Annotated in this window: 20 protein-coding genes; 7 read left to right on the forward strand and 13 right to left on the reverse strand. The window is 63.1% G+C overall.

Annotated features, from left to right (window positions below):
• Positions 1-126 precede the first annotated feature (126 nt).
• From ACNJYD_RS27135 to ACNJYD_RS27155, 5 genes are all read right to left on the reverse strand, one after another.
• Positions 127-3,222: a MexW/MexI family multidrug efflux RND transporter permease subunit gene (locus tag ACNJYD_RS27135; protein WP_172784006.1), complete on the reverse strand. Its 3,096-nt coding sequence runs from the start codon at positions 3,220-3,222 to the stop codon at positions 127-129.
• A 68-nt stretch (positions 3,223-3,290) separates the two neighbouring features.
• Positions 3,291-4,484 carry an efflux RND transporter periplasmic adaptor subunit gene (locus ACNJYD_RS27140; protein WP_212254826.1) on the reverse strand — a complete coding sequence of 398 codons (1,194 nt, stop codon included), beginning with the start codon at positions 4,482-4,484 and terminating at the stop codon, positions 3,291-3,293.
• Position 4,485: 1 nt separating this feature from the next.
• Positions 4,486-5,187, reverse strand: coding sequence for a TetR/AcrR family transcriptional regulator (locus tag ACNJYD_RS27145; RefSeq protein WP_172784004.1), 702 nt, complete (start codon positions 5,185-5,187; stop codon positions 4,486-4,488).
• A 139-nt stretch (positions 5,188-5,326) separates the two neighbouring features.
• A complete protein-coding gene (locus ACNJYD_RS27150) occupies positions 5,327-5,917 on the reverse strand; it encodes a thiamine pyrophosphate-dependent enzyme (protein WP_172784003.1) in 591 nt (196 codons plus the stop codon).
• On the reverse strand, positions 5,914-6,456 hold the full coding sequence (locus tag ACNJYD_RS27155) for a phosphonopyruvate decarboxylase (RefSeq protein ID WP_212254825.1): 543 nt from the start codon (positions 6,454-6,456) through the stop codon (positions 5,914-5,916). Before ACNJYD_RS27155 ends, ACNJYD_RS27150 begins: the two co-directional genes overlap by 4 nt.
• 105 nt (positions 6,457-6,561) lie before the next feature.
• Between ACNJYD_RS27155 and ACNJYD_RS27160 the strand changes: the two genes are divergently transcribed.
• Positions 6,562-7,782, forward strand: coding sequence for a cytochrome P450 (locus tag ACNJYD_RS27160; protein WP_212254824.1), 1,221 nt, complete (start codon positions 6,562-6,564; stop codon positions 7,780-7,782).
• A 227-nt stretch (positions 7,783-8,009) separates the two neighbouring features.
• Positions 8,010-9,224: an ornithine--oxo-acid transaminase gene (rocD, locus tag ACNJYD_RS27165; protein ID WP_439363838.1), complete on the forward strand. Its 1,215-nt coding sequence runs from the start codon at positions 8,010-8,012 to the stop codon at positions 9,222-9,224.
• 44 nt (positions 9,225-9,268) lie between these two features.
• Here the strand turns inward: rocD and ACNJYD_RS27170 are convergent, their stop codons facing one another.
• The gene (locus ACNJYD_RS27170; RefSeq protein WP_260382776.1) at positions 9,269-11,518 is read right to left on the reverse strand and encodes an ABC transporter substrate-binding protein; all 2,250 of its coding nucleotides are present in this window, start codon (positions 11,516-11,518) and stop codon (positions 9,269-9,271) included.
• Positions 11,519-11,932: 414 nt separating this feature from the next.
• Here ACNJYD_RS27170 and ACNJYD_RS27175 point away from each other — a divergent pair, with 414 nt between their 5' ends.
• Positions 11,933-12,151, forward strand: coding sequence for a hypothetical protein (locus ACNJYD_RS27175; protein ID WP_172783998.1), 219 nt, complete (start codon positions 11,933-11,935; stop codon positions 12,149-12,151).
• Between the two features lie 495 nt (positions 12,152-12,646).
• Here the strand turns inward: ACNJYD_RS27175 and ACNJYD_RS27180 are convergent, their stop codons facing one another.
• Together ACNJYD_RS27180 and ACNJYD_RS27185 are read right to left on the reverse strand one after the other, a co-directional pair.
• Positions 12,647-12,817 carry a hypothetical protein gene (locus tag ACNJYD_RS27180; RefSeq protein ID WP_439363839.1) on the reverse strand — a complete coding sequence of 57 codons (171 nt, stop codon included), beginning with the start codon at positions 12,815-12,817 and terminating at the stop codon, positions 12,647-12,649.
• Complete coding sequence (locus ACNJYD_RS27185; RefSeq protein WP_439363840.1) at positions 12,817-13,581, reverse strand: hypothetical protein; 765 nt, start codon at positions 13,579-13,581, stop codon at positions 12,817-12,819. Before ACNJYD_RS27185 ends, ACNJYD_RS27180 begins: the two co-directional genes overlap by 1 nt.
• Before the next feature lie 12 nt (positions 13,582-13,593).
• Between ACNJYD_RS27185 and ACNJYD_RS27190 the strand changes: the two genes are divergently transcribed.
• From ACNJYD_RS27190 to ACNJYD_RS27200, 3 genes are all read left to right on the forward strand, one after another.
• Complete coding sequence (locus ACNJYD_RS27190; protein WP_257187586.1) at positions 13,594-14,514, forward strand: Spy/CpxP family protein refolding chaperone; 921 nt, start codon at positions 13,594-13,596, stop codon at positions 14,512-14,514.
• A gap of 101 nt (positions 14,515-14,615) precedes the next feature.
• Entirely contained in the window at positions 14,616-15,002 is a 387-nt protein-coding gene (locus tag ACNJYD_RS27195; protein WP_439363841.1) for a YybH family protein, read from the forward strand.
• A 37-nt stretch (positions 15,003-15,039) separates the two neighbouring features.
• A complete protein-coding gene (locus ACNJYD_RS27200) occupies positions 15,040-18,411 on the forward strand; it encodes an AAA family ATPase (RefSeq protein ID WP_439363842.1) in 3,372 nt (1,123 codons plus the stop codon).
• A 181-nt stretch (positions 18,412-18,592) separates the two neighbouring features.
• Here the strand turns inward: ACNJYD_RS27200 and ACNJYD_RS27205 are convergent, their stop codons facing one another.
• The gene (locus ACNJYD_RS27205; protein WP_172783993.1) at positions 18,593-18,829 is read right to left on the reverse strand and encodes a hypothetical protein; all 237 of its coding nucleotides are present in this window, start codon (positions 18,827-18,829) and stop codon (positions 18,593-18,595) included.
• A 741-nt stretch (positions 18,830-19,570) separates the two neighbouring features.
• On the opposite strand from ACNJYD_RS27205, the gene ACNJYD_RS27210 reads away from it, so the two are divergent.
• Entirely contained in the window at positions 19,571-20,956 is a 1,386-nt protein-coding gene (locus tag ACNJYD_RS27210) for an FAD-binding oxidoreductase (protein ID WP_439363843.1), read from the forward strand.
• Positions 20,957-21,054: 98 nt separating this feature from the next.
• On the opposite strand, the gene ACNJYD_RS27215 is transcribed toward ACNJYD_RS27210, so the two are convergent.
• From ACNJYD_RS27215 to ACNJYD_RS27230, 4 genes are all read right to left on the reverse strand, one after another.
• Positions 21,055-21,918, reverse strand: a complete 864-nt coding sequence (locus ACNJYD_RS27215; protein WP_439363844.1) for a sugar phosphate isomerase/epimerase family protein — start codon at positions 21,916-21,918, stop codon at positions 21,055-21,057.
• Positions 21,918-23,108 carry a dihydrodipicolinate synthase family protein gene (locus tag ACNJYD_RS27220; RefSeq protein WP_439363845.1) on the reverse strand — a complete coding sequence of 397 codons (1,191 nt, stop codon included), beginning with the start codon at positions 23,106-23,108 and terminating at the stop codon, positions 21,918-21,920. The genes ACNJYD_RS27215 and ACNJYD_RS27220 overlap by 1 nt, the downstream gene beginning before the upstream one ends.
• 136 nt (positions 23,109-23,244) lie before the next feature.
• Complete coding sequence (locus ACNJYD_RS27225) at positions 23,245-24,396, reverse strand: Gfo/Idh/MocA family protein (RefSeq protein ID WP_439363846.1); 1,152 nt, start codon at positions 24,394-24,396, stop codon at positions 23,245-23,247.
• Entirely contained in the window at positions 24,393-25,790 is a 1,398-nt protein-coding gene (locus ACNJYD_RS27230) for a hypothetical protein (RefSeq protein WP_439363847.1), read from the reverse strand. Before ACNJYD_RS27230 ends, ACNJYD_RS27225 begins: the two co-directional genes overlap by 4 nt.
• Positions 25,791-25,816 lie beyond the last annotated feature (26 nt).

Here is a 25,816-nt window from a genome sequence, read left to right on the forward strand (position 1 = left end):
GGAACCTAGCAAGAAGCCCGGACCTTGTCTCTCGCAAGCGCGGGAAAAGGGCTCACCCGGGGCGCAACGAAAAGGGCGGCAGCGGATGACCGCTGCCGCCCCTCGGGACTTGCCTTGCCAGCGGCCTCAGGTCGGCCGCAGCACCTTTGCATCGAGGTCGAGCTCGTTGACCTGCTTGTTCCGCTCGGAATCGGCCGCCGCGCGATGGTCGGTCGCCAGCACCACATAGACCGCCGGCAGCACGAACAGCGTGAACAGCGTGCCGATCGACATGCCGGCGACGACCACGAGGCCGATCGAGAAGCGGCTGGCCGCGCCCGCGCCCGTCGCGGTCAGCAGCGGGATCAGGCCGGTCACCATCGCCGCCGTGGTCATCAGGATCGGCCGCAGGCGGATGCGGGCCGACATCTCGATGGCCGAGCGGCGGTCGAGCCGCTCGTTGACCTGGAGCTCGTTGGCGAACTCCACCATCAGGATGCCGTGCTTGGTGATCAGTCCGACCAGGGTGAGCAGACCGACCTGGGTGTAGATGTTCATGGTCGCCGCGCCGAAGAACAGCGGGATCAGAGCACCGACGATCGCCATCGGCACCGAGATCATGATGACCAGCGGGTCGCGCAAGCTCTCGAACTGCGCTGCCAGCACCAGGAAGATGATGATCAGCGCGAAGCAGAAAGTGATCGCGAGCTGATTGCCCTCCTGAACATATTGCCTGCTATCGGCAAGATAGTCGTGGCTGAAGCCCTGCGGCAGCTTCTTGGCCTCGCCTTCGAGGAAGTCGACCGCAGCGCCGATGGTCACGCCGGGCATCGGCACGGCCGAGAACGTCGCCGAATTGAGCTGATTGTAGTGCGTCAGTGAATTCGGGTCGGTCTTGGTCCTGATCGAGACCACGGTCGACAGCGGAAGCTGCTGGCCGGTGTTCGTGGTCACGTAATAGCCGCCGAGGGCTTCCGGCGAGAGCCGATTGACGCGCGGCACCTGCGGAATGACCTGATATGAGCGACCCTCGAGATTGAAGCGGTTGATGTAGTTGCCGCCCAGCAGGACCGCGAGCGTAGAGCCGAGGTTCTGCATGTTGACGCCGAGGTCCTGCGCCTTGGTGCGGTCGATCGTGACCTCAACGTTCGGCTGGTTATAGGCCAGGTCGCTGTCGGAGACGATGAACATGCCGCTCTTGCGCGCGGCGTCCTTCAGTTTTTCCATCTGCTCATAGACCGCCTGGAATCCAGCGGTGGAGTTGATCACCATCTGCACCGGCAGGCCGCCAGGTCCGCCCGGCAGCGGCGGCAGGTTGAATGCGAATGCCTGCACGCCCTCGATCTTGGAGAGTTCGGCCTGCACCAGCGGCTTCAACTTGATTGACGAGCGTTTTCGCTCGTCCCAGGGTTTGAGCAACATGCCGGCGATGCCGCCTTGCGGGCCGTTGATGCCGTTCAGGACGAAGCGCAGATCGGTCTCCGGAAATTTTTCGAATTCCTTGTCGAGCTTGTCGCCGTAGAAATCGAGATAATCGATGTTGGCGTATTTCGGCGCCTTGGTCACCGCGAAGACGATGCCCTGATCCTCCTCCGGAGCCAGCTCCTTCGAGGTGTGCATGTAGAGGAAGCCGACGAGCCCGAGGATCGTGATCGCGAACAGGCCAGTGATGGCCTTGTAGTCCAGCGAGCGGTCGAGCTTCCGCCCATACCAGCGCGTCATCGCGCCGAACACGTTGTTGACGAGCTTGGCGAAGCGGCCCTCTTCGGTGTTCTTCAGCAGCACCGAGCACATCATGGGCGACAACGTCAGCGCGATCACGCCCGACACGATCACCGAGCCCGCCAGCGTGAAGGCGAATTCCCGGAACAGTGAACCGGTGAGGCCGCCAAGGAAACCGATCGGCGCATACACGGCCGCGAGCGTGATAGTCATCGAGATGACGGGCCCGACGATCTCGCGCGCACCTTGCAGCGAGGCCTGGACCGGCGTCTTGCCCTCCTCCAGGTGGCGGTGGATGTTCTCCACTACCACGATGGCGTCGTCGACGACGAGGCCGATCGCCAGCACCATTGCGAGCAGGGTCAGGAGATTGAAGCTGAACCCCAGCGCCAGCATCAAGGTGCAGACGCCGATCATCGACAGAGGGATGGTGACGACGGGAATGATGACCGAACGCAGCGAGGCCAGGAACAGGAAGATCACCACGATCACGATGATCACGGCTTCGCCCAGCGTCTTCTCCACCTCCTCGATCGAGGACTGAATGAACTTTGTCGAGTCGTAGGCGACCTTCATCTTCATCGACGGCGGCAGGTTGCGTTCGAGCTCGGGGAACAGCGCGCGGACACCCTTGACCAGCGTCAGCGGATTGCCTTGCGGCGTCGCCTGAACGCCGATGAAGATCGCGTGCTCTCCGTTGAAGGCGACGCTGGCGTTCGTGCTCTGGGCGGCAAGCTCGACGGTGGCGATGTCCTCCATCCGCACGAAGCCGCCGTCCTTCGCCTTGACGATCATTCTCTTGAATTGATCGACGTTGGTCAGGTCCGTGTTCGTCGAGATATTCGAGACGATCAGATAGCCCTTGGTCTGGCCCGCCGCGGATTGGAAGTTGTTGGCGGCGATCGCCGTCGCAACGTCGGAAGCCGACACATTGCGGCCGGCCATCTTCACAGGATCGAGCCAGAGCCGCATGGCGAAGGTCTGGCCGCCGAGAATGTCAGCCGACGCGACGCCGTCGACGGTGGAAAGCACCGGCTGCACCACGCGCGTGAGGTAGTCCGATATCGCCGAACCCGACAGTTCCTCGGACGAGAAGCCGAGATACATCACGGCCGTGGTCTGGCCCGTGGTCTTGGTGACGATCGGGTCGTTGGATTCCTTCGGGATCAGGTACTTCACCGAATTGGTCTTCGCCAGCACCTCGGTGAGCGCCTGGTTCGGATCGAAATTCAGCTTGATGTAGACCTGGATCGTAGAGGTGCCGAGCACCGAGGACGAGGTGATGTAGTCGACGCCCTCGGCGGAGGCGACCGCCTGCTCGATCGGCGTCGTGATGAAGCCCTGGATCAGATCTGCGGACGCGCCGGGATAGACGGTCGTGATGTTGATGACCGTGTTCGACAGCTTCGGATATTGCCGGATCGGCAGCACCATCGCCGCGCGCAGGCCGATCAGCAGGATCAGCAGGCTGACGACAACCGACAGAACCGGTCGTTTGATGAAAATATCGGTAAAGGCCATCGCGGGCGATCTCGATTTCTTTTTTCAAGATGCGTGATCCGGCCGGGCCGGATCACGCGAGGATGTTGTCAGTAGCGCGGCGGCTGCGCCGGGATCGGGGGGGCCGGATCAGTCGAGATCGACACCGGCGCGCCCGATTGCAGCTTGAGCTGGCCGACGGCGACGACCTTGTCGCCTGCCTTCAGGCCCTTGACGATTTCGGTCCGACCCTCGACCCGGTTGCCGGTCTGCACGAAGGTGCGCACCGCCGACAGGCCGGTCTTGCCGTCCTCTTCCTTCTTTTCGGTGATCACGAACACCGAGTCGCCGTACAGCGTGTAATCGACCGCCGTTTCAGGCACCGTGATCACGGCCGGCTTTTCCGGCAAAACCACCGTCGTGGTCACGAACATGCCGGGCTTCAGGATCTTCTCCGGATTGGCGATCGTCGCCTGCACCCGGATGTTGCGGGTATCTGTGGCGATCTGCGGCTCGATCGTGGTGATCTTGCCCTGGAAGGTGCGGCCGGGATAGGCGTCGACCTTCAGGCGGACGGTCTGGCCGACCTTGAGGCTGCCGGAATCCTTTTCCGTCACCGTGAAGTTGGCCCACAGCTCCGACAGATCGGTCAGCGACACGATCGCGGTGCCGGCGGTGAGATACTGACCGACCTCGACCTTACGCATACCGAGATCGCCGGCGAACGGCGCGCGCACCAGCTTCTGCGAGATCAACGCTTCGGTCTTGGCGATGCCCGCCTGCGCCTGGTCGTAAGCAGCCTGCGCGGTATCGACGGTCGCCTGCGGACCGAACTGGCGCGAGGCCAGCTGCTTGGCGCGATCAAGCGACAGCTGCGCGACGGTCGCCTGCGCCTTGTAATTGGCGAGATCGCCCTGCTCCGGCGCGTCGAACAGCTGCACCAGCGGCGTGCCGGCCTCGACACGCGTACCCGGCTCGAACTTGATCTCGGTGACGCGGCCGTTGACGTCGGCGCTGACGTCGACCTGGTGCACGGCGACGAGGCTGCCGACCGCGGTGAGCAGGTTCGGCACCACCTCGGACTTCGCCTCGGCCGCGCTGACCGGGGTCGGCGGCGGCTTGTTGTTGGCGAAGAACTGCTTGATCATCTGGCCGCGGAAGGAATTGAACCAGACGAGCCCACCGACGAGCACGGCCAGAAGCGTGCCGACGATGATGAACCAGCGTACCGGTCGGACCGGACGCTTGGGAGCCTTGTTGTCGATCGGTTGCCCCGAAATCTTGTTTTCGGCCACGATGTTCATGTCATGCACTTTCTGCAATCGCCGCCTGGTTCGCATCCGCGGCCTGATTGCGGCCCAGATGCGAAGCAATTGCGGCGTCGTTAAGTCCGATACCCCTCAGGAGAAACTCACAGAGCTGCCGCTCCAGGTCGGTCGCCCTGCCGTAAGCAAGACAGGGCGTGGCCGGCAGCCTGGTCAGCGCCGCGGTCATCACAGCATGATGCGCAAACCAGAACAGGTTGAGCGGATCGCCAGCGCAGGGCCGCGCGTCACCGCTCGCAACCGCACGCTCGAGCGAGGCGACGAAGACAGCGCCGATCAGCGTCTCGATCTTGGCATAGAGCAAGCGGGCGAATTCGCCATCATCCAAATGGCTCGTGGCCATCAGCCGCAGGCGCTGGGCCTCTTCCTGATCGGGACCGTCGGCGATCTGGAGGAAGTGTTCGACCATCCCGCGGATCACTTCGACCAGCGTGGCGGTTGAGGGCTCCCGTTCGAGCAGCTCCATCAGAGCGGGATCCGCCTCGCATTCGTCGCTGAGGATCTCGGCATAGAGCGCCGCCTTGGACGGGAAATGCTTGAACAGCAGCGCCTCGGAAATGGCAGCCGCGGCCGCCACGCTCTTCGTCGTGGTGCCGGTGTAGCCGTGTCGGGCAAAGCAGCGCTTTGCGGCGCCGAGGATCAATTGACGCCTCAGGTCGCTGGTCATACGCAATGAGCTCATGCTGGGTGAGTAAGCACTCACCCACGCAGGAGTCAAGCACTATGTTGCATCGCAACCTGTGTGCGACGTAGAATCGATGGAAATTGATCAAGCCTGCACGGCCCGCGTGCAGGAGTTCGGCAAGGGATGGGCAGACCGCCTAGATCGGCCGGAAGCCGAGGTCAGCGCGGATCCGGTTGACGATGTAGGTCCCGTCCCGGATCGGCAGAATCCGCTCCAGATTGGCGCTGTCGATCTTCACGTTGGCAAATCGCGGCCCGGCAGAGACGTCGTGGACGGCTTTGGCGAAGGCTTCGACTTCGGCCATGGTCGTGACAGCCCGGCTGTCGTTAATGCCGCAAGCCCTGGCGATGCCGACGAGGTCGGCGGCCGCGGAGGTGTGGCTGGTCTGGCCGCCGGTCTCGCCATAGGCCTCGTTGTCGAGCACTGCGATCGAGAGGTTGGCCGGCTTCTGCAGGCCGATTGTGGCGAGGCTGCCCATGCCCATCAGCATCTCGCCGTCGCCGGTGATGACCAGCACGGGCAGCTTCGGCTGCGCCAGCGCCAGACCCAGCCCGATCATCGCGGCGCCGCCCATGCCGCCCCAGAGGTAGAAGTTGCGGGCATGGTCGCCGGCGGCGCACATGTCGTTGGTTGAGGCCCCGAGACCGCCGATCGCGACGACGTCCTTGCGGTTCGCCAGCAGCGTGGAGACGACCTGGCGACGGTCGAGGAGATTTGCCTTGCTCATTTGGTGAAAACCTTGGCGCCGATCAGGCGCTGCGACAGAAGGACAGCGGTGGGGGTCAGCGCGTTGTAGGCCTGGGCTGCGGCGGCCTCTAACACGGCCGGCACCTCGGCTGCGTGCGAGGCGCGCAGCACCTTGACGCCGGAGAGCTCGAACACGCCTTGCGTGGTCGAGCCCATCGGCACCTGCCATGGATTGAACTCGCCCCACTCGCCGCGCATGGTCACAAGCGTCAGGAACGGAAAGCGCAGGATCGGGATCAGCGACAGCATGTTGATGCAATTGCCGACGCCGCTCGACTGCATCAGCAAGACGCCGCGCTGTCCACCCGCCCAGGCGCCGGCGAGCAGCGCCACGCCCTCCTCCTCCGTCGTCAGCGCAATGCCGCGCATGGTGGACGAGCCCAGCACGCGCTGGATCAGCCTGGAATGACCGGCGTCAGGCACGTAAGGCACCTGCCGGACGTCGAAGCGCTGCAAGGTCGCGAAAATATCGTCGGGCCAGTTCGGCACCGTGTCGGCAGCGTCAGCGCGTGCGTGCATTTTCCTGTCCGGTCGGCTAGCAAGGTGCAAAGACTGTAGACGCATGGACGCGTCGACCAGAACAACAAAAACGGCATATCGGCTTTAACCGGCGAGTATAACGGGATGAACGCAGATGCGAAGGCGCTGGCGGCAAGCTTCGACCTCGAGAAGCTGACGCCGGAGTTCTACGACAACCCCTACCCGACCTATCGTGCACTGCGGGAGAACGAGCCGATCAAGCGCCTGCGCAGCGGCACCGTGTTCCTGACCCGCTACGACGATCTCGTCACCACCTACAAGAACACGAAATCGTTCAGCTCGGACAAGAAGCGCGAGTTCGCACCGAAATACGGCGACACGCCGCTCTACGAGCACCACACCACCAGCCTCGTCTTCAACGACCCGCCCGCCCACACCCGCGTGCGCCGCCTGATCATGGGCGCACTGTCGCCGCGCGCGATCGCGAGCATGGAGGGGGACCTCATCAAGCTCGTCGACGGCCTGCTCGATGCGATTGCCGCCAAGGGCGCTTGCGAACTGATCGAGGACTTTGCCGCTTCGATTCCGATCGAGGTGATCGGCAATCTGCTCGACGTGCCTCACGAGGAGCGCGGACCACTGCGCGACTGGTCGCTGGCGATCCTGGGCGCGCTCGAACCGGTGGTGTCGACGGAGGCTGCGACGCGCGGCAACAAGGCGGTGGCGGACTTCCTCGCTTACCTGCAGACGCTGGTCGCGCGCCGGCGCGCCAAGCCCGGCAATCCCGAGCGCGACGTACTGACGCGCCTCATCCAGGGCGAGGAGAACGGCGAGCGGCTGACCGAGAAGGAGCTGCTGCACAATTGCATCTTCCTGCTCAATGCCGGCCACGAGACCACCACCAACCTGATCGGCAACGGCCTCGTGGCGCTCGACCGGCATCCCGACCAGAAGCAGCGCCTGATCGAGAACCCGGACATGATCAAGACCGCGGTCGAGGAGATACTGCGCTACGAGAGCTCCAACCAGCTCGGCAACCGCATGACCACCGAGAGGGTCGAGCTCGGCGGCGTCATGCTCGAGGCCGGCACGTCGGTGACGCTGTGCATCGGCGCGGCGAACCGCGACCCCGCGCAGTTTCCGGACCCTGAGCGTTTCGACATCGCGCGCACGCCGAACCGGCACCTCGCCTTCGCCACCGGCGCGCATCAATGCGCCGGCATGGCGCTGGCGCGGCTGGAAGGGGCGATTGCGATCTCGCGCTTCCTGGCGCGCTTCCCGAACTACGCCGTGAGCGGGGCGCCAGTGCGCGGCGGACGGGTGCGGTTCCGCGGCTTCCTGAGCGTGCCTTGCGCGCTTCGCTGACGGGCTCGACAACAAAAACTGCGAAAACAACCCCATGCACCGTAGAGCCTAGGTCGCCGAACGGCGCCCTGTGGCCCGGCAGAACCACCTGACATTTCGGGACTATCAGGCCACGCCGCGCCATCGGCGCACCAAGGCTTCCGAGCCGGCAAACAGATACCCACATTCATTTGGGCGCGACCGCTGACGTAGTCGGTTGATGCCGCCCGCAGCAATGGAGTGACCAGATGAGCTCGTCGGTCATTGATTTCATCGCAACGGAAGCACGCTTTGGGGCTCGTAATTACGAGCCGATCGGGGTCGTCCTGTCGCGCGGCGAAGGTGTCTGGGTCTGGGACACCGAAGGCAACCGCTATCTCGACTGCCTCTCGGCCTATTCGGCGGTCAGCCAGGGCCACTGCCACCCCAAGATCCTGGCGGCGATGGTCGAACAGGCGCACAGGCTGACGCTCACCTCGCGCGCCTTCCACAACGACCAGCTCGCCTTGTTCTATGAGGAGATCGCGGCGCTCACCGGTTCCCACAAGGTGCTGCCGATGAACAGCGGCGCGGAGGCGGTCGAAAGCGCGATCAAGTCGGTTCGCAAATGGGGCTACGAGGTGAAGGGCGTGCCGGACGGCCAGGCCGAGATCATTGTCTGCGCCAACAATTTCCACGGACGCACGCTGGGCATCGTCGGGTTTTCAACCGATCCCGAGACGCGCGGACACTTCGGGCCGTTCGCGCCGGGCTTCAAGGTCATCCCGTTCGGCGACGCCACGGCGCTTGAGGAAGCAATCAACCCGAATACGGTCGCCTTCCTGGTCGAGCCGATCCAGGGCGAAGCCGGTGTCGTCATTCCTCCAGCCGGCTATTTCACAGAGGTCCGGGCGCTCTGCACCGCCAACAACGTGATGCTGGTGCTCGACGAGATCCAGACCGGGCTCGGCCGCACTGGCAAGCTGCTCGCCGAACAGCACGAGGGCATAGAGGCGGACGTGACGCTGCTCGGCAAGGCCCTGTCCGGCGGCTTCTATCCGGTCTCGGCCGTGCTCTCGAACAATGACGTGCTCGGGACCTTGCGACCCGGGCAGCATGGCTCGACCTTCGGCGGCAATCCGCTTGCCTGCGCCGTGGCGCGCGCGGCGCTGCGCGTGCTGGTCGAGGAAGGCATGATCGAGAACGCGGCCCTGCAGGGCGCGCGCTTTCTGGAAGGCCTGAAAGCCATCCGCGCCAATACGATCCGCGAGGTGCGCGGGCGCGGCTTGATGCTGGCGGTCGAGCTGCATCCCGAGGCCGGCCGCGCTCGCCGCTACTGCGAGACGCTCCAGGGCAAGGGCATCCTCGCCAAGGATACCCATGAGCAAACGATCCGCATTGCTCCGCCACTGGTGATCACCAGCGACCAGGTCGATTGGGCGCTTGAGCGGCTCGCGACCACCCTGACGCAGGATTTCTCCTGAATTTCAAGAAGGTGTGGCGGGTCGGCGAGGTATCCACGCTTGCCTCACACGGCATAACGCCGGTAGAGCACGACGATGACAGCGAGCACCGTCCCGGCATAAACGACCTGCGCTGCGCGATCCAAAACAACTGCGACGCGCTTTCGGCCGGCGTCCCGAAGTTTTTCATGCCTGTAGCCCGCAAATACCGTCATGAGGCATAGTACAAAGAAGATGTAGAACATCTCTTCGACCACCACCGTGTATCCGACATCGCCGATCTGACTGTTCACCGCTACGAGCAGCACCGCGCTCGCCAGGATCGAGGTTACTGGGATCGTCACGCGTTCACGAAACATGGTTTCGGGAAAGAACAGCGTCGTGAATACGACGAGCACGAGCAGAAACAGCGGCAGCAGGTTCTTCAGCATGTAGATGGCGGAGCTGCGGCGCAGCATGATGACCGCATCGAAGCCCGCAAATTCCGTACTTGCTTCGGCGCCAAACAAGGACGCCTTTCCGAGCGTCGAGCCACTGGACAGGGATTCGACGAAATAGTTCAGTCCGAGAAATCGCCAGAGCTGAAGTCCGGAATAGGCCCCGTCCTCGGCCCGCGAGCTTCCGTCGTCGGCGAGGCGCAAGCCGAACCGATCGATGACATAGGTGATGAGTTCCCGCCGCTGTTCCGTATTCTGGAAATGCAGACGCAACTGCTGCGTGTCGAACGGATAATCATGGAGATCGAAACGGGCCTTGAAATCGCCGCTGACGCGATAGAGCCGATAGCTCAGGCCATCTTCCTTTCCAGCCTGCATCGGCCGAGCCGGATCGAACGCCCCACGATCCAGCAAGGCCGGGAATTCGACGTGCGTCTCCGCCGCATCGTCGCCAGCGAACCGCATCCAGAGATAGAAGTCGACGTTGAACGAATTTTGCTTCACGTCAATCCGGCCGACGCGAATGATGTCGATGCCGGTATAAACAACGCGCTGAATCCAGTAGCGCCGATCCTCGAACGCGATGACATGGCCCGCCTCCTGTTCTGCAGCGAGATCGATTCCACTAGGCTGATCGATCCGCACGAGTTGCAGCGGCGCCGTGACGAACCGACCGTAGCGGAAGAAGCCCATTCGGATCGGGCGCGGAATGTCGCGGTTCGGATTGAAATAGAGTCGCCCGGTCAGCCCGACGACCGCCGATTTCGGACTGTCGATTGCGGCCAGTGCGACGCGCACGCGGTCGCGATCTGCAGCCTTGCTGTCGGATTGTTTCTGAATCCCCTGACTCATAAACCGGCGATGTACGGCAGCTCGTCTCAGCGCATCGATCATCAGACGCGCGGCGTCATACGAGCCGCCGCCAACCCAGCTTGGGGAGGTTCCCGCTTTCGCTTTGTAGTCGGCAGCAAAAACCTGCGCCGCCTCGCCGGCGCTATCGAAAATCAGCGACGATGCGGCATACAGATTCTCACTAAAGAAACCCGGACGCGCTTTTTCCTCGGGCTCGTCGACGAAATTCTTCAAATAGCTTTCGCGACCCGCCCCCTGGGTTGTGATGATCGTGCCCTTGATGCCGCGGCGGCGCAGCCCCTTGACGATGGCTGCGATATAATCGGCTGCCGCGCCAACGACGATGATGCCAGGGCCAGGTTCCTGCGCGGCGGCGTCCAGCGCCTCGTCCATCGATCCAATCCGACTCGGGGCGACGTCCAGTCCGAATGCACGCAACTGCTCCGACGGATAGGTAGCCGCAAATCCGCGCGCAAAGCTCTTGCCATAGGAATCGAGCGTGTGAACAAGGCGGACTTTTGGCTCCTTCATCACGGCGCGCAGATGTTCCGCGATCGAGCGCGCCTGCGCGGAGACCGGTGACAGCGCACGAAAGTAGTATTCATGACCGGATGTCAGCTCGTCGGCAGCCGCGCCTCCCGTGAGTGCCGGGATCCGCGCGTCCTTATATACCGGCGCCGCCGCGAGCGATGCGGAGCTGAGATAGTGCCCGAGCACAGCGACGCATGGGCTGTTGGCGATCGCCTGCGCATTCGCGCGCGCCACGGCTGGATCGCTTGCGTCGTCGAACAGAACGAGTTCAATCGGCCGCCCGTTGACGCCACCCTTGCCGTTCACCTCGTCGATTGCAAGCTGCGTCGCGACCAGGCTTTCCGTCCCGGCCGGAGCGGACGGGCCAGAGAGCGAATTGGCGAATGCGATACGAATAGGCTCCGGACGGGTCCAGAGGATGGCGGCCCAGGCGACGGCGAGCACCAAGGCGACGCTCGCAACAACGGCAAGCCACATTATAAGCCGCTGCTTCATCGTCGATCCTTGCATCGATCGGCATAAGCCGAGATTCTCAAGATCGAGGCCTCAGTCATGTCAAGATTGCCGCCGCTGAGAGCGTTTTTCAAGCCGCCCCATCGCCTCCCAGCCGGCTGAGGATGTTGATGTCGCGCCCGACGGCGGTGAAGTCGAGGCGATTGCCAGAGCCAATATTGCGGTATGCGGCATCGCCATAGTGCAGAGCAGTATCGATGGAAATATGTTGCTGGACGTCGGGCGGTGAAGCCTGGAGCGCAGCCAGCGTTGACTGCGCTGCAACCAGGGCCGACTCACAGGCCAGCGCCGGATCATCGGGCGCCCGTTCGCGCCGATCATTCGACTATCGCGTACCGGCCTATTTTCATGTGTGCTACTAATTGGGAGGCAAAACGGTAGCAGGAAATGCAGATCATGACTGACGATCAGGTCAATCTCGTGGTTCAGCACCTTTGCGAGCAATTGCACTTGGCGCTCCGATTGAAGGGCAGCGAGGCACATCCGCCAAACGCCAAGGATATTGGATTCGATCCTGCCTCTGTAAGAACTGTGTTGCTGACCGGCTTGCGTTCGGCGGGTTTCACGATCCACCACGAGGCAGCCGGGGCGAGCGAAGAGCCGCCGTGGTCCTAACGCAAAACGTGGGACAGAAGCCCCGGGCCAATGTATCGGTTGGGTCAACCGCGGCCAGCGAGCCGCGAGTCCGACCAATGCCCGTTCTGCCGCCGAACGCGGACGCAAATTCAGAGCGGCCATACTGACGGCCGCCAAGCTGGTCAAACCTGGACGGCCGCTCGAGATCGACTGGGCGCTGGAGCGGCTCGCCACCATCCTGACGCAGGATCTCTCTTGAGGCTGCCTGCGTCGGAAGATCGCAATGCCGGCAGTGGCCAGCAACGAACGATTCCGCCGGCCGTGCGTTGAAAGTCGTGGGCGATTACGAGCTGGGAGCGAAGATCATGCTTCCGCGTGGCGTTTGCCTGACGGCTGTTTTGGTTGGTGCCTCGATGCTGACGACGAGCGCGTCGGCCCAGGGACCCCTCGGACACGGACGGGGTGGACCACCAGGGCCAGCCGCAGCGCCGCCATCAGCACCACCGGCCATGGCCCGTCCGGCAGCACCACCGGCTATGGCTCGTCCAGCAGCACCGCCAGCAATGGCTCGTCCGGCGGCACCGCCAGCCATGGCGCGTCCGGCGGCACCGCCAGCCATGGCGCGTCCCGCCGCGCCGGCATTCCATCCCCCTTCCGCGCCGCAGCGGCCGGCAATGGCGCCACGTCCGGCGCCGCACATCGCATCACCGCCACCGCGCCCGAGCCCACAATTCAGTGCCCCGCGAGCCGCCCCGCAGGTGGCGGCGCCGCGGCGCGAATTCCACCCCCCGCCGGCAGCGCCACAACGTCCGGCCATGGCGCCGCGGCCGACGCCGCATATCGCCACCCCTTCGCGCCCAAGTGCACCCGCGGCCGTGAGCGAGCGACCGGGACCGCCGCGCCAGATGCTTTCGCGCCAATCCGCGGAACGCCAAGACCGCATCGACCGCTTGCAGCAGCGCGTGCAGCAATTGCAATCGCAGAAGACGGAAGACCCAAGGGCGCGACAGCAGCAGCAACGGTTGCTGCAGTCGCAGAGCCGTCTTCTTGAGCGCGAGGAACGTGTCCAACAGCGCTCGCAGCAGGTCGAGCAGCGCCAGCGCGACCTGCTGACGCGCCAGACGACGGAGCGCCAGGCCCGCATCGAACGCCTGCAGCAGCGGGTGCAGCAATTGCAGTCGCAAAAGCCCGAAGGCGTGCGAGCGTTGCGCGAGCAGCAACGGACGCTCCAGGCGCAGAACCGTTTGCTTGGCCGAGAGCAGCGCGCGCAGCAAATTGACCTGGCGCGCCAGCAGCGGCTTGGATTGCAGGCCCCGGCGGAGCGCGCTGCGACACTTGCGGCTGCGCAGGCCACCCAGCGCGGCCGGTTTGCCGAGCGCTTCCGCGACCAGGCCACTCCGCAGACCCAGGCGGCGCTCGCCGCCCGCCAAAGCGGCTGGGCTCCCCGACAGGCCTGGCGTCACCGTCATCCCGCGGTGTTCGTGGCTTGGCTTGGGCCCGTGTTCTGGCCTTACGCCTATTCCGACATCTTCAACTACACGTTCTGGTCCTATGCCTACGAGCCCGGATATTGGGCGTACGCCTATGACGACTTCGTCGACACCGTGTTCTGGGGCGGTGACGGCCCTTACTCCGCTTATGCCAGCACCTACCCGTATGACACTCCGCAAGCCGGCGGCAGCTACCGCGCGCGCCAGCGCGCCAGCGTGAGCCCGCAGATGCTTCAGCAATTGTGCGCCACACCGGACAAGGGCGTGACCGCCTGGCCGCTTGCCGATATCGCACAGGCGGTGCGGCCGACGCCGGAGCAACGCGCATTGTTGGACGAGCTCAAGACGGCGGCGGCCAATGCTGCCGGTGTGTTCAAGGACTCGTGCACGGAGACTTATGCACTAACTCCTCCTGGCCGCTTGCGCGCGATGATGAACCGCATCAGCGCGACGCTTGAAGCCGTCAAGATCGTTCGACCGGCACTGGAGAATTTCTACAACTCGCTCAGTGACGAGCAGCAGGCCCGCTTCAACGCGCTCGGTCCCAATGTCGGCGAGCGCTCTCCGCAGCAGCAGGAGGCGAGTAGCGAGGGCTGCGGCGATCCGAAGTCCAGCCTGACGCAGCTGCCGATCCAGAGGATCGAAGCCGTGCTCCACCCCGCTGGTAAGCAGAAGGAGGCGCTCGATCGGCTCAGCGAAGCGACGGCGAAGGGCGTTGAGGGCCTCCAGGCGGCCTGTCCGAACGATGCGCCGCTGACGCCTATTGGACGGCTCGAGACGATGCAGCACCGGCTTGAGGCCATGTTGACGGCCGCGAAGCTGGTCGAGCCGGCCCTGGACGAATTCTATGCCACGCTGAGCAGCGAGCAGAAGGCGCGCTTCAACAGGCTGCAACAGGTCGCAGGCCCGTGAGGACGTCGCGTTCTCTCGTTGCATTTTGCGCAGCGGTCGAACGACGTCAGGTGACGTAATCGGTCTCCTGCGAAGGCAACCCCGCGATTGAGGGAGGGATCATGACAGCATTAACTTCCTCCATAAAACACGACATTGCTGCGGCGTACGCCGCGTGGGATTCGGCATTCAACAAAGCAGATGCCAGGGCTATCGCGGCGACTTACGTGTCAGACGCCAAATTGTTGCCGCCGACGCATCAAGTGATATCCGGTCCGACAGCGATCGAGAGCTTCTTTGCTGGGCTGTTTTCAAGCGGATTCACCGATCACAGGTTAGTCGTCATCGACGCCGGTGGAGATGAGAATATCGTCTACGGCACGGCCCATTGGAGTGCCAACGGTAAGACAGCGGATGGCGCCAGCCAACCTGCAGGCGGGATAGCAACCCACGTGTTTGAGCGTCAGGCAGATGGTTCGCTGAAGCTGAAGTTGCATACGTTCAATTGAGCTGACCGTTGCCTGATGCGGCACGAGGAGGCTTATCGTGGATATCGCGCAATGGCTTCGCGGTCTCGGGCTGGAGCGCTACATAAAGACGTTTCGCGACGCTGAAATCACGTCCGAGATTTTGCCAGAACTGACCGAAGCCGACCTGCGGGAGCTTGGCTTGCCACTCGGCCCGCGCAAGGCTTTGCTAAGGGCAATCCATGCACTCGCTCCGCCGATTGCTCGGGTGGCTGTCGAGGCCAATGGACCTGCCGACTACGCGAAGCCATCGATCCCTTCGGACGCGGAGCGTCGGCAGCTCACAGTCATGTTCGTCGACCTGGTCGGCTCGACGGCACTTGCTTCAGGGCGCGATCCCGAGGAGCTGCGTGACCTCTTGCAGGCCTACCATAACACCGTGGTGGGCGAGATCGACCGATTCGAAGGCCACATAGCCAAATTCCTGGGCGATGGCGTTCTCGCTTATTTCGGCTGGCCGCGGGCGCACGAAGATGAGGCGGAGCGCGCCGTTCGCGCTGGGCTTCGAGTGACCAAGGCGGTCGCATCCCTTACCGAACCGGGTGGTGCAGCGCTCGCCGCCCGCGTCGGCATCGCAACCGGTCTGGTCGTGGTCGGCGAACTGATTGGCGAGGGAGAGGCTCGCGAGCGCGCAGTCATCGGCGAAACACCAAACCTAGCCGCCCGACTGCAAGGTCTGGCCAAGCCGAGTGATGTGGTGATTGCCGAGTCGACCCGCCGCCTACTCGGCGAAGCTTTCACGTACCACGACCTCGGCACGGTGCCTCTCAAGGGTTTCCCAGAACTGGTGCAGGCGTGGCTTGTCATTGGTGAAGGCGCAGCAGAGAGCAGGTTCGAGGCCCAGCATGGTATGGCAACGACCGCACTGGTCGGACGGAATGAAGAACTCGCATTGCTCCTGGATCGCTGGGAGCGGGCGAAAGAGCGGGAAGGACAGATCGTCCTGCTCGGCGGCGAGGCCGGCATTGGCAAGTCGCGGCTCGTGCGAGCCTTACGCGACCAGGTCGCACGTGTGCCGCACACGCCGCTGAGCCATTTCTGTTCACCATTTCATACCAACACCGCCTTGTATCCCGTCGTTGGCCTCCTTGAACGGGCAGCGGCAATACGGCGGGAGGACGCTTCCGACGAACAGCTCGATAAACTCGAGGCCATGCTTGCTCTTGGTGCGGACGATGTGCATGAGAGCGCGCCGGTTCTCGCGGATCTCTTGGCAATCCCGACCGGAGAGAGATACCCACCCCTTGCACTTAGTCCGCACCAGAAGAAGGAGCGAACCTTCCAGGCCCTTCTGGAACAGATACAAGGCTTAGCGGCAAGACAGCCAGTGCTTGCCGTTTACGAGGACGTCCATTGGGCAGACCCTTCTATGCTCGAACTTCTCGATCGGCTTGTCGACGAGGCGCAGCGACTTCCGATCTTGATGATCGTTACCTTCCGGCCCGAGTTCATTCCGCGCTGGACGGGTCATGGACACGTGACAGCGCTCTTTCTAAGCCGACTGGGACGTAGGCAAGGGGCGGCAGTCGTTGACCGGATCACGGGCGGCAAAATGCTCCCTCAGGAGGTGCTCGAGCAGATTTTGGCCAAGACCGACGGCGTGCCGTTGTTCGTCGAGGAGCTCACCAAGGCCGTCGTCGAATCCGGGCTGCTCAAAGATCAGGGCAGCCGCTATGAGTTGATCGGCCCATTGCCGCCGCTGGCGATCCCGACGACGCTGCAGGACTCCTTGATGGCCCGCCTTGATCGATTGGCGCCGGTAAAGGAAGTTGCCCAGATTGCAGCTTGCATCGGACGCGAATTCGGACACGATCTTCTGCGCCTTGTGACGGTGCTCGACGAGCACGCGCTCCAGCATGCTCTCAATGATCTATTGGCGGCGGAACTGATATTCCGTCGTGGCGCACCTCCGAATGTTGGCTACAGCTTCAAACATGCGCTGGTGCAGGACATCGCGCACGAGAGCCTCCTAAAGAGCAAGCGGCAGCAGATCCATGCCCGCATAGCTGCAGCTCTCGAACAACATTATCCTGCCCGTGCGGAGGCGGAGCCGGAGACGATCGCTCTGCATCTCACCGAGGGTGGACTGGCAGGAAAGGCGGTGGACTACTGGCTGCGGGCCGGCCGTATTGCGGCTGCGCGTTCCGCCAATCTCGAAGCGATCACCCATCTCACAAGGGGACTGGAGGCACTCAAGTCCAATCCACAAGGGCCGGAGCGTGATCGCCGGGAACTCGCTCTGCAAACAGCAATCGGAGGTCCACTGATTGCCATTCACGGATACACGGCTCCGCAGCTTGGCACAGCCTTCAGCAGGGCTCATGCGCTCTGCTATGAGCTCGACGACACGGGTGCCTTGTTTTCCACCCTTAGCGGCAAATTCATCTTCCACTTCGTGCGCGGCGACCTTGCTGCCATGCAGAGCCTCGTTGCCGAAGCGCAGCGCGCCGCCGAGCGCACCGGGCACACAGCACTGGAATTGGCTGCGCATCGTCTGGCCGCGCTCACCGCAATGCATTCCGGTGATTTTCTGACCGCACGCTCGGAGCTCGAAACGATCTTGAGTCGTTATCAGCCAGAGGAGCATCGGCCGCCGCCCGTGCACTACGTACATGACCCGAAGGCCTCGGCGCTACCCTACTTGGCGATTGTGCTTTGGGTTCTTGGTTACCCCGAACAGGCTCAGCGGACTAGCCGTGCCGCATCTCAATACGCCATGGAGTTGAATCAGACGAACCTTACCGCGCATGTGCAGGTCTATGGCGAGGCGGCTCTTGCGGAGCTAATGGGAAACGTGGCGGCCGTACATGCGCACGCCGACGCCATCATCCATCTCGCCGATCAGAACAGCTTGAACTATTGGCGCGTGAGCGGCCTCATCCTGCGGGGCTGGGCAATGGCGCAAGAGGGCAACGTGGAGGCCGGCCTGGCGCTCATGCGCCTCAGTCTGAACGAGCGGAACAGGCTCGGAGCCAGTTGGTACCAGGTTCGGTACTTGTGGATGCTCGCGGCCACCTACCTCCACTTGAGTGACTACGACAACGGCGTCGCTACCCTTGCCGAAGCAAAGGCCCTTGCCGCGCGCAGCGGCGAGCATATGTGGGAGGCAGAACTTGCATGCATCGACGGTGAACTGCACCGCTTTCGTGGTGCTCCAGCTGACGAGGTCGAGGGGTATTTGCAAACTGCACTCAAGGTCGCGCAAAGACAGAGCGCAAAGTCCTTTGAATTACGTGCTGCAATGAGTTTGGCTCGGCTTTGGCGCGACCAGGGCAGGACGGCCGACGCGCGGTGCCTTCTTGGCCCGGTTTACGGCTGGTTTACGGAAGGCTTCGAAACGCCGGACCTTCGTTCCGCCAAGGCGCTCATGGAGGAGCTTACCCGACCATGATCGCGCTTTTCCAAACTTCAGACGTTGCCACAGCAAGCACACGGGTGACACGGCAACCCTCTACTTGCGTTATTGGAACTGAACACGAGTCAACTCCGCTGTGGGGTCACAAGCAGTCATGCTCTGGACGATCAGCACTCAGAGCCGACCTTCCTTTCATGGGTGCACGGCCTTTCTGACCTCACGCGACGGAAATCGTCGTCGACCCAGCATCACTCGCGTTTGTGATCGATTGAGACTGCTCGGCCTCATTCGAGGCAATGGCGTTGCATTGCTGGAAGTGAGACGACACCGCAAGATCGGCCAGATGATCCCAGTACTCTGCTTCTGCGAGCAGCTTCCACTTGTTCATGCTGTTGTAGGCTGCCTGTTGGCGGCACAATGAGCCCATCGCACGCATGCGTCGCACTTGATCCACTGCGAACCTCCCCTCGCGCTTGCTTGCTTACAAGCGCATTTGTGTTGTCACAGCTTCGCAGATCGAATTGACGAGTGATAGCCCGGTGTTTGGCGGTGAATCGATGACAGCGCAATCGTCTGACTTTTCACCGAACAAAGCGCGCCCCGGCAAAATTTGATCTGAAACCAGTTTGGCCCGGCGCATTAAATTGCAAGATCGTCCTTGGCGGTCTTTCCCCGCAATAAAGTGCGCCGTTCGGCAAAGCTCGCCAGCCTCGTCACGCGATCACAACAATGGCCCCGACGGTTGCACGTCGGGGCCATGCAAGATCAACAGGCATGGGTGCATCCGCCGCGCCTGCTGACCGTTGAGGCCGCTGATTACCACCTCCGATCTTGCACAGACTGTGGCGGGGCAGCGGCATCGGGATGATATTCTGCCTGAAAGCTGATGGCAGTCACTACATCATTGGTGGTACTCCCAGCAGCTCGCGGCTTCGCATTCGCAACTGGGTCGTTCGGACAGCAAGTCCAACCAATGTCCGTTCGACCGCCGAAAGCGGAGGCACACCACCTTCCCGTACCGATCGATGCAGGTGCGCAGCACCTCGTTCATCGGCTTGCCCATACGCGTAGTCGATTTGCGATGGCTATCGCGCTGCGCTTGATCTACCTTTTCATAACGGGCGGAGAACGCTCGAGGAGCCCTGCGAGCAACCTCCGACCCAATGACCGATCATGGGTGGAATAGGAGGACATCATGCAGAGCATGGCCACCGAAACCTTCATCGGCAATATGCGCGGCCCGGTTATCAGGCGAATGGATGCCGACTATGACGCCGTGCGGAGCCTCTACAACGGTATGATCGACAAGAGTCCAATGATGATCGCGCGATGCGCCGACGTCGCTGACGTCGTCGCAGCGGTCAATTTTGCAAGGGACAATGATCTCCAGGTCGCGATCCGCGGAGGCGGCCACAATGGGCCGGGCCTCAGCAGTGTCGAAGACGGACTGATGATCGACATGTCGATGATGAAAGGCGTGCGGGTCGATCCCGGCGCTCGTACCGTCCGCGTCGGTCCCGGCTGCTCGCAAGGCGATGTCGACCACGCCACGCACATCTACGGGCTTGCCGTGCCGGCCGGCATTGTATCGACCACTGGGATCGCCGGCCTTACGCTCGGCGGCGGCACGGGATACCTGACCCGCAAGCATGGCCTCACCATCGACAATCTCCTCGAGGCGGATGTCGTGCTCGCGGATGGACGCATCGTCACCGCCAACAAGTCGGAGAACGCCGACCTTTACTGGGGACTGCGCGGGGGCGGCGGCAATTTCGGCATCGTCACGAGCTTCCTGTTCCAGGCTCATCCTGTGACGATGGTATATGCCGGTCCGATCTTCTGGGATCTCGAAAATGCCCGGACCGTGATGCAGAAGTACAGGGATTTCCTCCGCAGCGCTCCCGAGGAGCTCGGGGCCTTTGTCGGCTTGAAGACCGTTCCGCCGATGGACCCGTTCCCGCCGGATCATCAGGGCAAGCGCGCCTGCGCCATCATTGCCTGCTACAATGGTCCGACAGAAGACGGCAAGGCGGTCATAGCGGGGTTGCTCAGTGAGCTGCCCCCGCCGCTCTTCAATTGGATGGGCGAAATGCCCTATCCGGCCCTCCAGTCCATGTTCGATCCGTTCTTCCCGAAAGGTCTGCAGTGGTACTGGCGCGGCGATTTCGTGAAGGAACTGACCGACGAAGCAATCGACGCGCATATCGAGCAGGCCCGAAAAGCACCGAGCGCGCTATCGCTCATGCATCTCTATCCGATCGATGGCGCCGTCCATCGCGTCGGCAAGAGCGAGACCGCCTGGAACACGCGCGACGCGACCTGGTCGATGGTCATCGCCGGTATCGATCCCAATCCGCAAAAAGCAGGCGAAATCACGCGCTGGACCAAGGACTATTGGGAGGCCGTGCACCCCTACTCGGCTGACGGCGGCTATGTGAATTTCATGATGGAGGATGGAGACGACAGCAGACTTAAGGCCACTTACGGCGACAACTACGACCGCCTCGCCGCCTTGAAGGCCAAGTACGATCCGATGAACTTCTTCCACATGAACCAGAACATCCGACCGCTGCACTCGTAGACGATCACACCGGCTGCACGGTTCGGGCGCCTCCAAAGTGCTTGTCGGAGCGTTCTCTCGCTTCGAGGAACGAGGGAACGCTGTGGCGCTTGTGTTAACTATACCACCGTCCTGTGCCGCGCGATGCAGGTGCGCAGCACCTCGTCCATCGGCTTGCCCCACCAGTCGTTGGAGAAAATCTCGATCTCGGAATAGCCGGCGAAGCCCTGCGCTTCGACGGCCGCACGTACCGATTTGATGTCGATGACGCCGTCGCCCATCATGCCGCGGTCGTTGAGGATGTCCTTTGTCGGCACCAGCCAGTCGCAGACGTGGAAGGCGAGCAGACGATCCCGGCCGGCGCGGGCGATCTGGTCCATCAGCTCGGGATCCCACCAGATGTGATAGACGTCGAGCGCGACGCCGAGCATGCCGGTACGCTTGGGATCGAGCCGGTCGCAGATGTCGAGCGCCTGCTTTGTCGTGTTCACGCAGGCACGGTCAGCGGCATAGGCCGGATGCAACGGCTCGATCGCCAGCGGCAGTTTGGCTTGCCTCGCGTAGTCGAGCATGTCGGCCAGCGCGTCCTCGACCTGCCCGCGCGCCGCCACGAGATCCTTCGAAGCCTCGCTGCCCGGCCGCGAATATTGCGGCAGGCCGCCGACGACGAGGACGATGCAGGGCGCGCCCAGCGCCTTGGCCTCGTCGACACAGCGGCGGTTGTCGTCGCGCACCTCGCCCCGGCGCGAGGCATCCGAGGTGAACATGCCGCCGCGGCAATAGCCCGAGAGATCGAGGCCGGCCTCGCGCACCGCGCGTGCGGCGCGGTCGAGACCGACGGCGGCGACCTGGTCGCGCCAGGGATCGATGGCACGGATACCTTGTCTTGCACAGGCATCGATGATTTCGATGAGGTCACCCTGCTTGCGGACGGTCGCCGTGTTCAGCGACAGCCAGCGGTGGTCGGACGAAAAATCGCGCATCAGGGTTCGATACCGTGGGTGGCGAGCACGGTCTTCATCCGTTGCGTCGCGAGTTCGGGGTTGGCGAGCAGGCCGGCCTTGTCGGCGAGACGGAACAGCTCGGCGAGATGAAGCGTCGAGCGCGTACTCTCCTGTCCACCGACCATGGTGAAGTGATCCTGGTGTCCGTTGAGATAGGCCATGAACACGACGCCGGTCTTGTAGAACCGCGTCGGGGCCTTGAAGATGTGACGCGACAGCGGCACCGTCGGCCCCAGCACGTCGTGGAAGCCGGCCTCGTCTCCTGCCGCCAGCCGCGACAGCGCATAGGACGCCGCCGGCGCAATGGCATCGAAGATGCCGAGCAGCGCGTGGGAAAAGCCTTGGCTGTCGCCGGCGATCAGCTCCGCGTAGTTGAAATCGTCGCCGGTGTACATCTTGATGCGCTTGTCGAGACGCCGGCGCATGTCGATCTCGCGCTGCTTGTCGAGCAGCGAGACTTTCACGCCGTCGACCTTGGCGGCGTTGCCGTTGATGATGGCGACGGCAATGTCCATGGCCTTGTCGAGATCCCCGGTGCCCCAATATCCGGTCAGGGCCGGATCGAACATGTTGCCGAGCCAGTGGATGATGACGGGCTCACGGACCTGCGAGAGCACCCGATCGTAGACTTTCGCGTAATCGTCGGCGTTGCGGCCCAGCTTGGCCAGCGCGCGCGAGGCCATCAGGATGATGCGGCCGCCGACCTTCTCGACCGCCGAGATCTGTTCCTCATAGGCACGGATGACGTCGTCGAGGCTCCTGGCGTCCTCCACTGCGAGATGGTCCGTACCTGCACCGGAGAACACCAGCGCGTTGCGGCGCTTGGCGGCGGCGACCGAGCGCGTGATCAGCTCCAGCGAGGTCGGCCAGTCCAACCCCATGCCGCGCTGCGCGGTGTCCATGGCTTCGGCAACGCCGAGACCGAGGTCCCAGACGTGCTCGCGAAAGGCGATGGTCTTGTCCCAGTCGACGGCAACCGACAGCCAGGGATCGTTGTCCGCGAAGGGATCGGCCACGGTGTGCACGGCCGAGAAGGCGATGCGGTTCAGCGGCCCTTCGAGCTTTGCGGGAAACGGGCGCGAGGCCGCAAGACGATAGGTCTCGATCGAGCGATCGGTCTTCGGCAGCTTGAGCGACAATGACGACATTGGTTGGACTGGCTTGTTCATGATTTCGAACCTCTCCCCGTCATTGCGAGCGAAGCGAAGCAATCCAGAATGCCTCCGCGGCGGCAGCCTGGATTGCTTCGTCGCTTCGCTCCTCGCAATGACGGCTTGGTAGACATCGCGGCTTATCCAATCAACCTCAGACCTTGATCGGGGCGACGTCGATCCAGCGCCGCTCCTTCCAGCTCTTCAGCGCGCATTCGGCGAGCTGCACGCCCTTGGCACCTTCGAGCAGCGTGAACTTGTAGGGCGCGTCCTCGTAGACGTGGCGGATGTACATTTCCCACTGCTCCTTGAAGCCATTGTCGTAGGTGACGTTGTCCGGCAGCTTCTGCCAGTCGCCGTAGAAATCGTGCAGCCGCTTCTCGTCGGGATTCCACACTGGCCGGGGCGTTGCCTGCCGCGCCTGGATCATGCAGTCGGAGAGGCCCGCGACCGCCGAGCCGAGCGTGCCGTCGACCTGGAAGGTGACGAGATCGTCGCGATAAACGCGCGTCACCCAGGACATGTTGATATGGGCGATGATGCCGCCGTCGAGCTGGAACGTGGCGTAAGCGGAATCATCGGCCGTCGCCTTGTACTTCTTGCCCTGCTCGTCAAAGCGCTCGGGGATATCGGTGTTGCCGATGCAGCTCACGCTCTGGACGTTGCCGAACAGGTTGTCGAGCACGTAGCGCCAGTGGCAGACCATGTCGAGGATGATGCCGCCGCCGTCCTCGTCGCGATAGTTCCAGGACGGCCGCTGCGCCTCCTGCCAGCCACCCTCGAACACCCAATAGCCGAACTCGCCGCGCACGGAGAGGATGCGGCCGAAGAACCCGGAATCGCGCAGGAAGGCGATCTTCTTCAACCCCGGCAAGAACAGCTTGTCCTGCACGGTGCCGTGCTTGACGCCCTTGGCATTCGCGAGCTTCACGACCTCGACCGCTTCCTCGAAATTGGTCGCGATCGGCTTCTCGCAATAGACATGCTTGCCGGCGTTGATGGCCTGGGTCAGCAGGCTGGGGCGCGCTTGCGTGGTCGCGGCATCGAAGAACATGGTGTCGTTCTTGTCGGCGAGCGCGGCGTCGAGATCGGTAGTCCAGCGCGTGATGTTGTAGCGCCTGGCCAGCGCCTCGACTTTCTCGGCGTTGCGGCCGACCAGGATCGGATCCGGCATGACGCGGTCGCCATTCTTCAGGCGGACGCCGCCCTGGTCGCGGATCGCGACGATCGAGCGGATCAGATGCTGATTGAGCCCCATGCGGCCGGTGACGCCGTTCATGATGAGGCCGAGGCGTTGGGTGGTCATGCCAATTGCTCCTGAAATGATCCTGGCTGTTCGAGCGGGCGGAGCGCCGACCAGTCCGGATGGACCGACGTGGCAAAGCCTGCTGTGTGAAGCGATCCCGTCAGGAGATCGCCGTTGTGAATCGAGAGGCGGATGCCCTGCCCGGCATCGGCGTAGAGATCGGGATGCGCGGCCGCGAAGGCCGCAGCTTCGGCGGCCGGCGTCTCGCCGAAGCCGTCGACATAATGATGGCCGTTGCGCTCGGCATGGGTGACGCCGATGAAGGCGCCGAGCGCGAGGTCCTGCTGCACGGCAAGACCGGCCTGGCAGGTCAGGTCCTCGCCGGTGATGAAGAACGTTTCGGCGCCGGACGTCCATTTCGCGGCGCGCGTCGCATTGATGATCGACTTGTAGAGACCCTTGCAGGACTTCGACGAGATGCCGCGATAGCCGAGCGGCCTCATCGCCGGGAACGCATCATAGGCGTCATCAGCCTCGTCAATGATGAAGTCACGCGCGGCGAGCGGGCCGAGAGCGGTCTCCCGGGTCCCGTCGCGCGGCATCGGCTGCTCGATGTAGAGCAGCCTGCCGGCGATCGGCTGCAGCGCTTGATCGCGATCGAGGCGACCTACCAATGCGCGCAGCGCGACCAGGTCGGCGTATTGCTCGTTGGCGTCGAGCGAGACCTTGTAGTCGCGATCCAGCTTGCCGAGTTCCTTGCCGATGCGCGCCAGCCGGGCCGCGTCTGCCTCGGGATCGCCCGACAGCTTGAGCTTGAAATAGTGAGCGCCGCCGTTCTCGCGTGCATCCGCGACACCGCCCTCGCCCTCGATCTTGTCGTCAAGGCCGACCGTATGCCGGATGGCAACCCGTGGCAGGGGCGTTCGCGTCTTCAGAAACCCTGTGATCTCGGCACCGGTCAGATCGAGCGACATCCGCCCATCGATGCCCGCGATGTTGTCGGTCATTCCATCGAAAAAGCTGGCGCCGACCGCGCGGAGCAGTGCATCGATGATCGCCTTGTCGATTTCCGCCGGACCATAAGCGGCGGCGAGCGGTGGAATGTTCTCTTTTGCACAAGCAGCGACTTGGTCGCCGATACAAGATGCATGCAGATGAAATGCCGTCTGGAATCCGGTCTGCGCCAGATAGAGCCCGCGTGCGATCTGAAGCGAGCGTCGCAGGCCGTCGACCGTCTGCGCCGGCGACAGCTCCGGCCGCTTGTCGAACCACTTTGGCACCAGCAGCTCGGCACTGGCGCCGACCGCGCTTCCCCTGCCCTCGACCTCGATCTCGGCCCGCACGAACAGCTGCGGCGTCGCGTTGATCGTGATCGCGCCGAAGCGGAACGGTCGCGCGAATTGCACGGGACGTTCGAAGAAGGCGATGTCTCGCAGCTTCAGGCGCGGGGACATGGTGTTGCAGCTTGACGAAGTTGGTG

This window comes from Bradyrhizobium sp. SPXBL-02 (genome assembly GCF_051853065.1).
Taxonomy (GTDB): Bacteria; Pseudomonadota; Alphaproteobacteria; order Rhizobiales; family Xanthobacteraceae; genus Bradyrhizobium.

What these genes read in the sequence shown, in the direction of transcription:
- ACNJYD_RS27170 (WP_260382776.1), bottom strand. Translation starts at nt 11,518, where the DNA reads ATGAAGCAGCGGCTTATAATGTGGCTTGCCGTTGTTGCGAGCGTCGCC.
- ACNJYD_RS27215 (WP_439363844.1), bottom strand. Translation starts at nt 21,918, where the DNA reads ATGCGCGATTTTTCGTCCGACCACCGCTGGCTGTCGCTGAACACGGCG.
- rocD (WP_439363838.1), top strand. Translation starts at nt 8,010, where the DNA reads ATGAGCTCGTCGGTCATTGATTTCATCGCAACGGAAGCACGCTTTGGG.
- ACNJYD_RS27135 (WP_172784006.1), bottom strand. Translation starts at nt 3,222, where the DNA reads ATGGCCTTTACCGATATTTTCATCAAACGACCGGTTCTGTCGGTTGTC.
- ACNJYD_RS27175 (WP_172783998.1), top strand. Translation starts at nt 11,933, where the DNA reads ATGACTGACGATCAGGTCAATCTCGTGGTTCAGCACCTTTGCGAGCAA.
- ACNJYD_RS27160 (WP_212254824.1), top strand. Translation starts at nt 6,562, where the DNA reads ATGAACGCAGATGCGAAGGCGCTGGCGGCAAGCTTCGACCTCGAGAAG.
- ACNJYD_RS27180 (WP_439363839.1), bottom strand. Translation starts at nt 12,817, where the DNA reads ATGCGATGTGCGGCGCCGGACGTGGCGCCATTGCCGGCCGCTGCGGCG.
- ACNJYD_RS27210 (WP_439363843.1), top strand. Translation starts at nt 19,571, where the DNA reads ATGCAGAGCATGGCCACCGAAACCTTCATCGGCAATATGCGCGGCCCG.
- ACNJYD_RS27225 (WP_439363846.1), bottom strand. Translation starts at nt 24,396, where the DNA reads ATGACCACCCAACGCCTCGGCCTCATCATGAACGGCGTCACCGGCCGC.
- ACNJYD_RS27145 (WP_172784004.1), bottom strand. Translation starts at nt 5,187, where the DNA reads ATGAGCTCATTGCGTATGACCAGCGACCTGAGGCGTCAATTGATCCTC.
- ACNJYD_RS27185 (WP_439363840.1), bottom strand. Translation starts at nt 13,581, where the DNA reads ATGACGGTGACGCCAGGCCTGTCGGGGAGCCCAGCCGCTTTGGCGGGC.
- ACNJYD_RS27155 (WP_212254825.1), bottom strand. Translation starts at nt 6,456, where the DNA reads ATGCACGCACGCGCTGACGCTGCCGACACGGTGCCGAACTGGCCCGAC.
- ACNJYD_RS27195 (WP_439363841.1), top strand. Translation starts at nt 14,616, where the DNA reads ATGACAGCATTAACTTCCTCCATAAAACACGACATTGCTGCGGCGTAC.
- ACNJYD_RS27150 (WP_172784003.1), bottom strand. Translation starts at nt 5,917, where the DNA reads ATGAGCAAGGCAAATCTCCTCGACCGTCGCCAGGTCGTCTCCACGCTG.
- ACNJYD_RS27230 (WP_439363847.1), bottom strand. Translation starts at nt 25,790, where the DNA reads ATGTCCCCGCGCCTGAAGCTGCGAGACATCGCCTTCTTCGAACGTCCC.
- ACNJYD_RS27220 (WP_439363845.1), bottom strand. Translation starts at nt 23,108, where the DNA reads ATGAACAAGCCAGTCCAACCAATGTCGTCATTGTCGCTCAAGCTGCCG.
- ACNJYD_RS27140 (WP_212254826.1), bottom strand. Translation starts at nt 4,484, where the DNA reads ATGAACATCGTGGCCGAAAACAAGATTTCGGGGCAACCGATCGACAAC.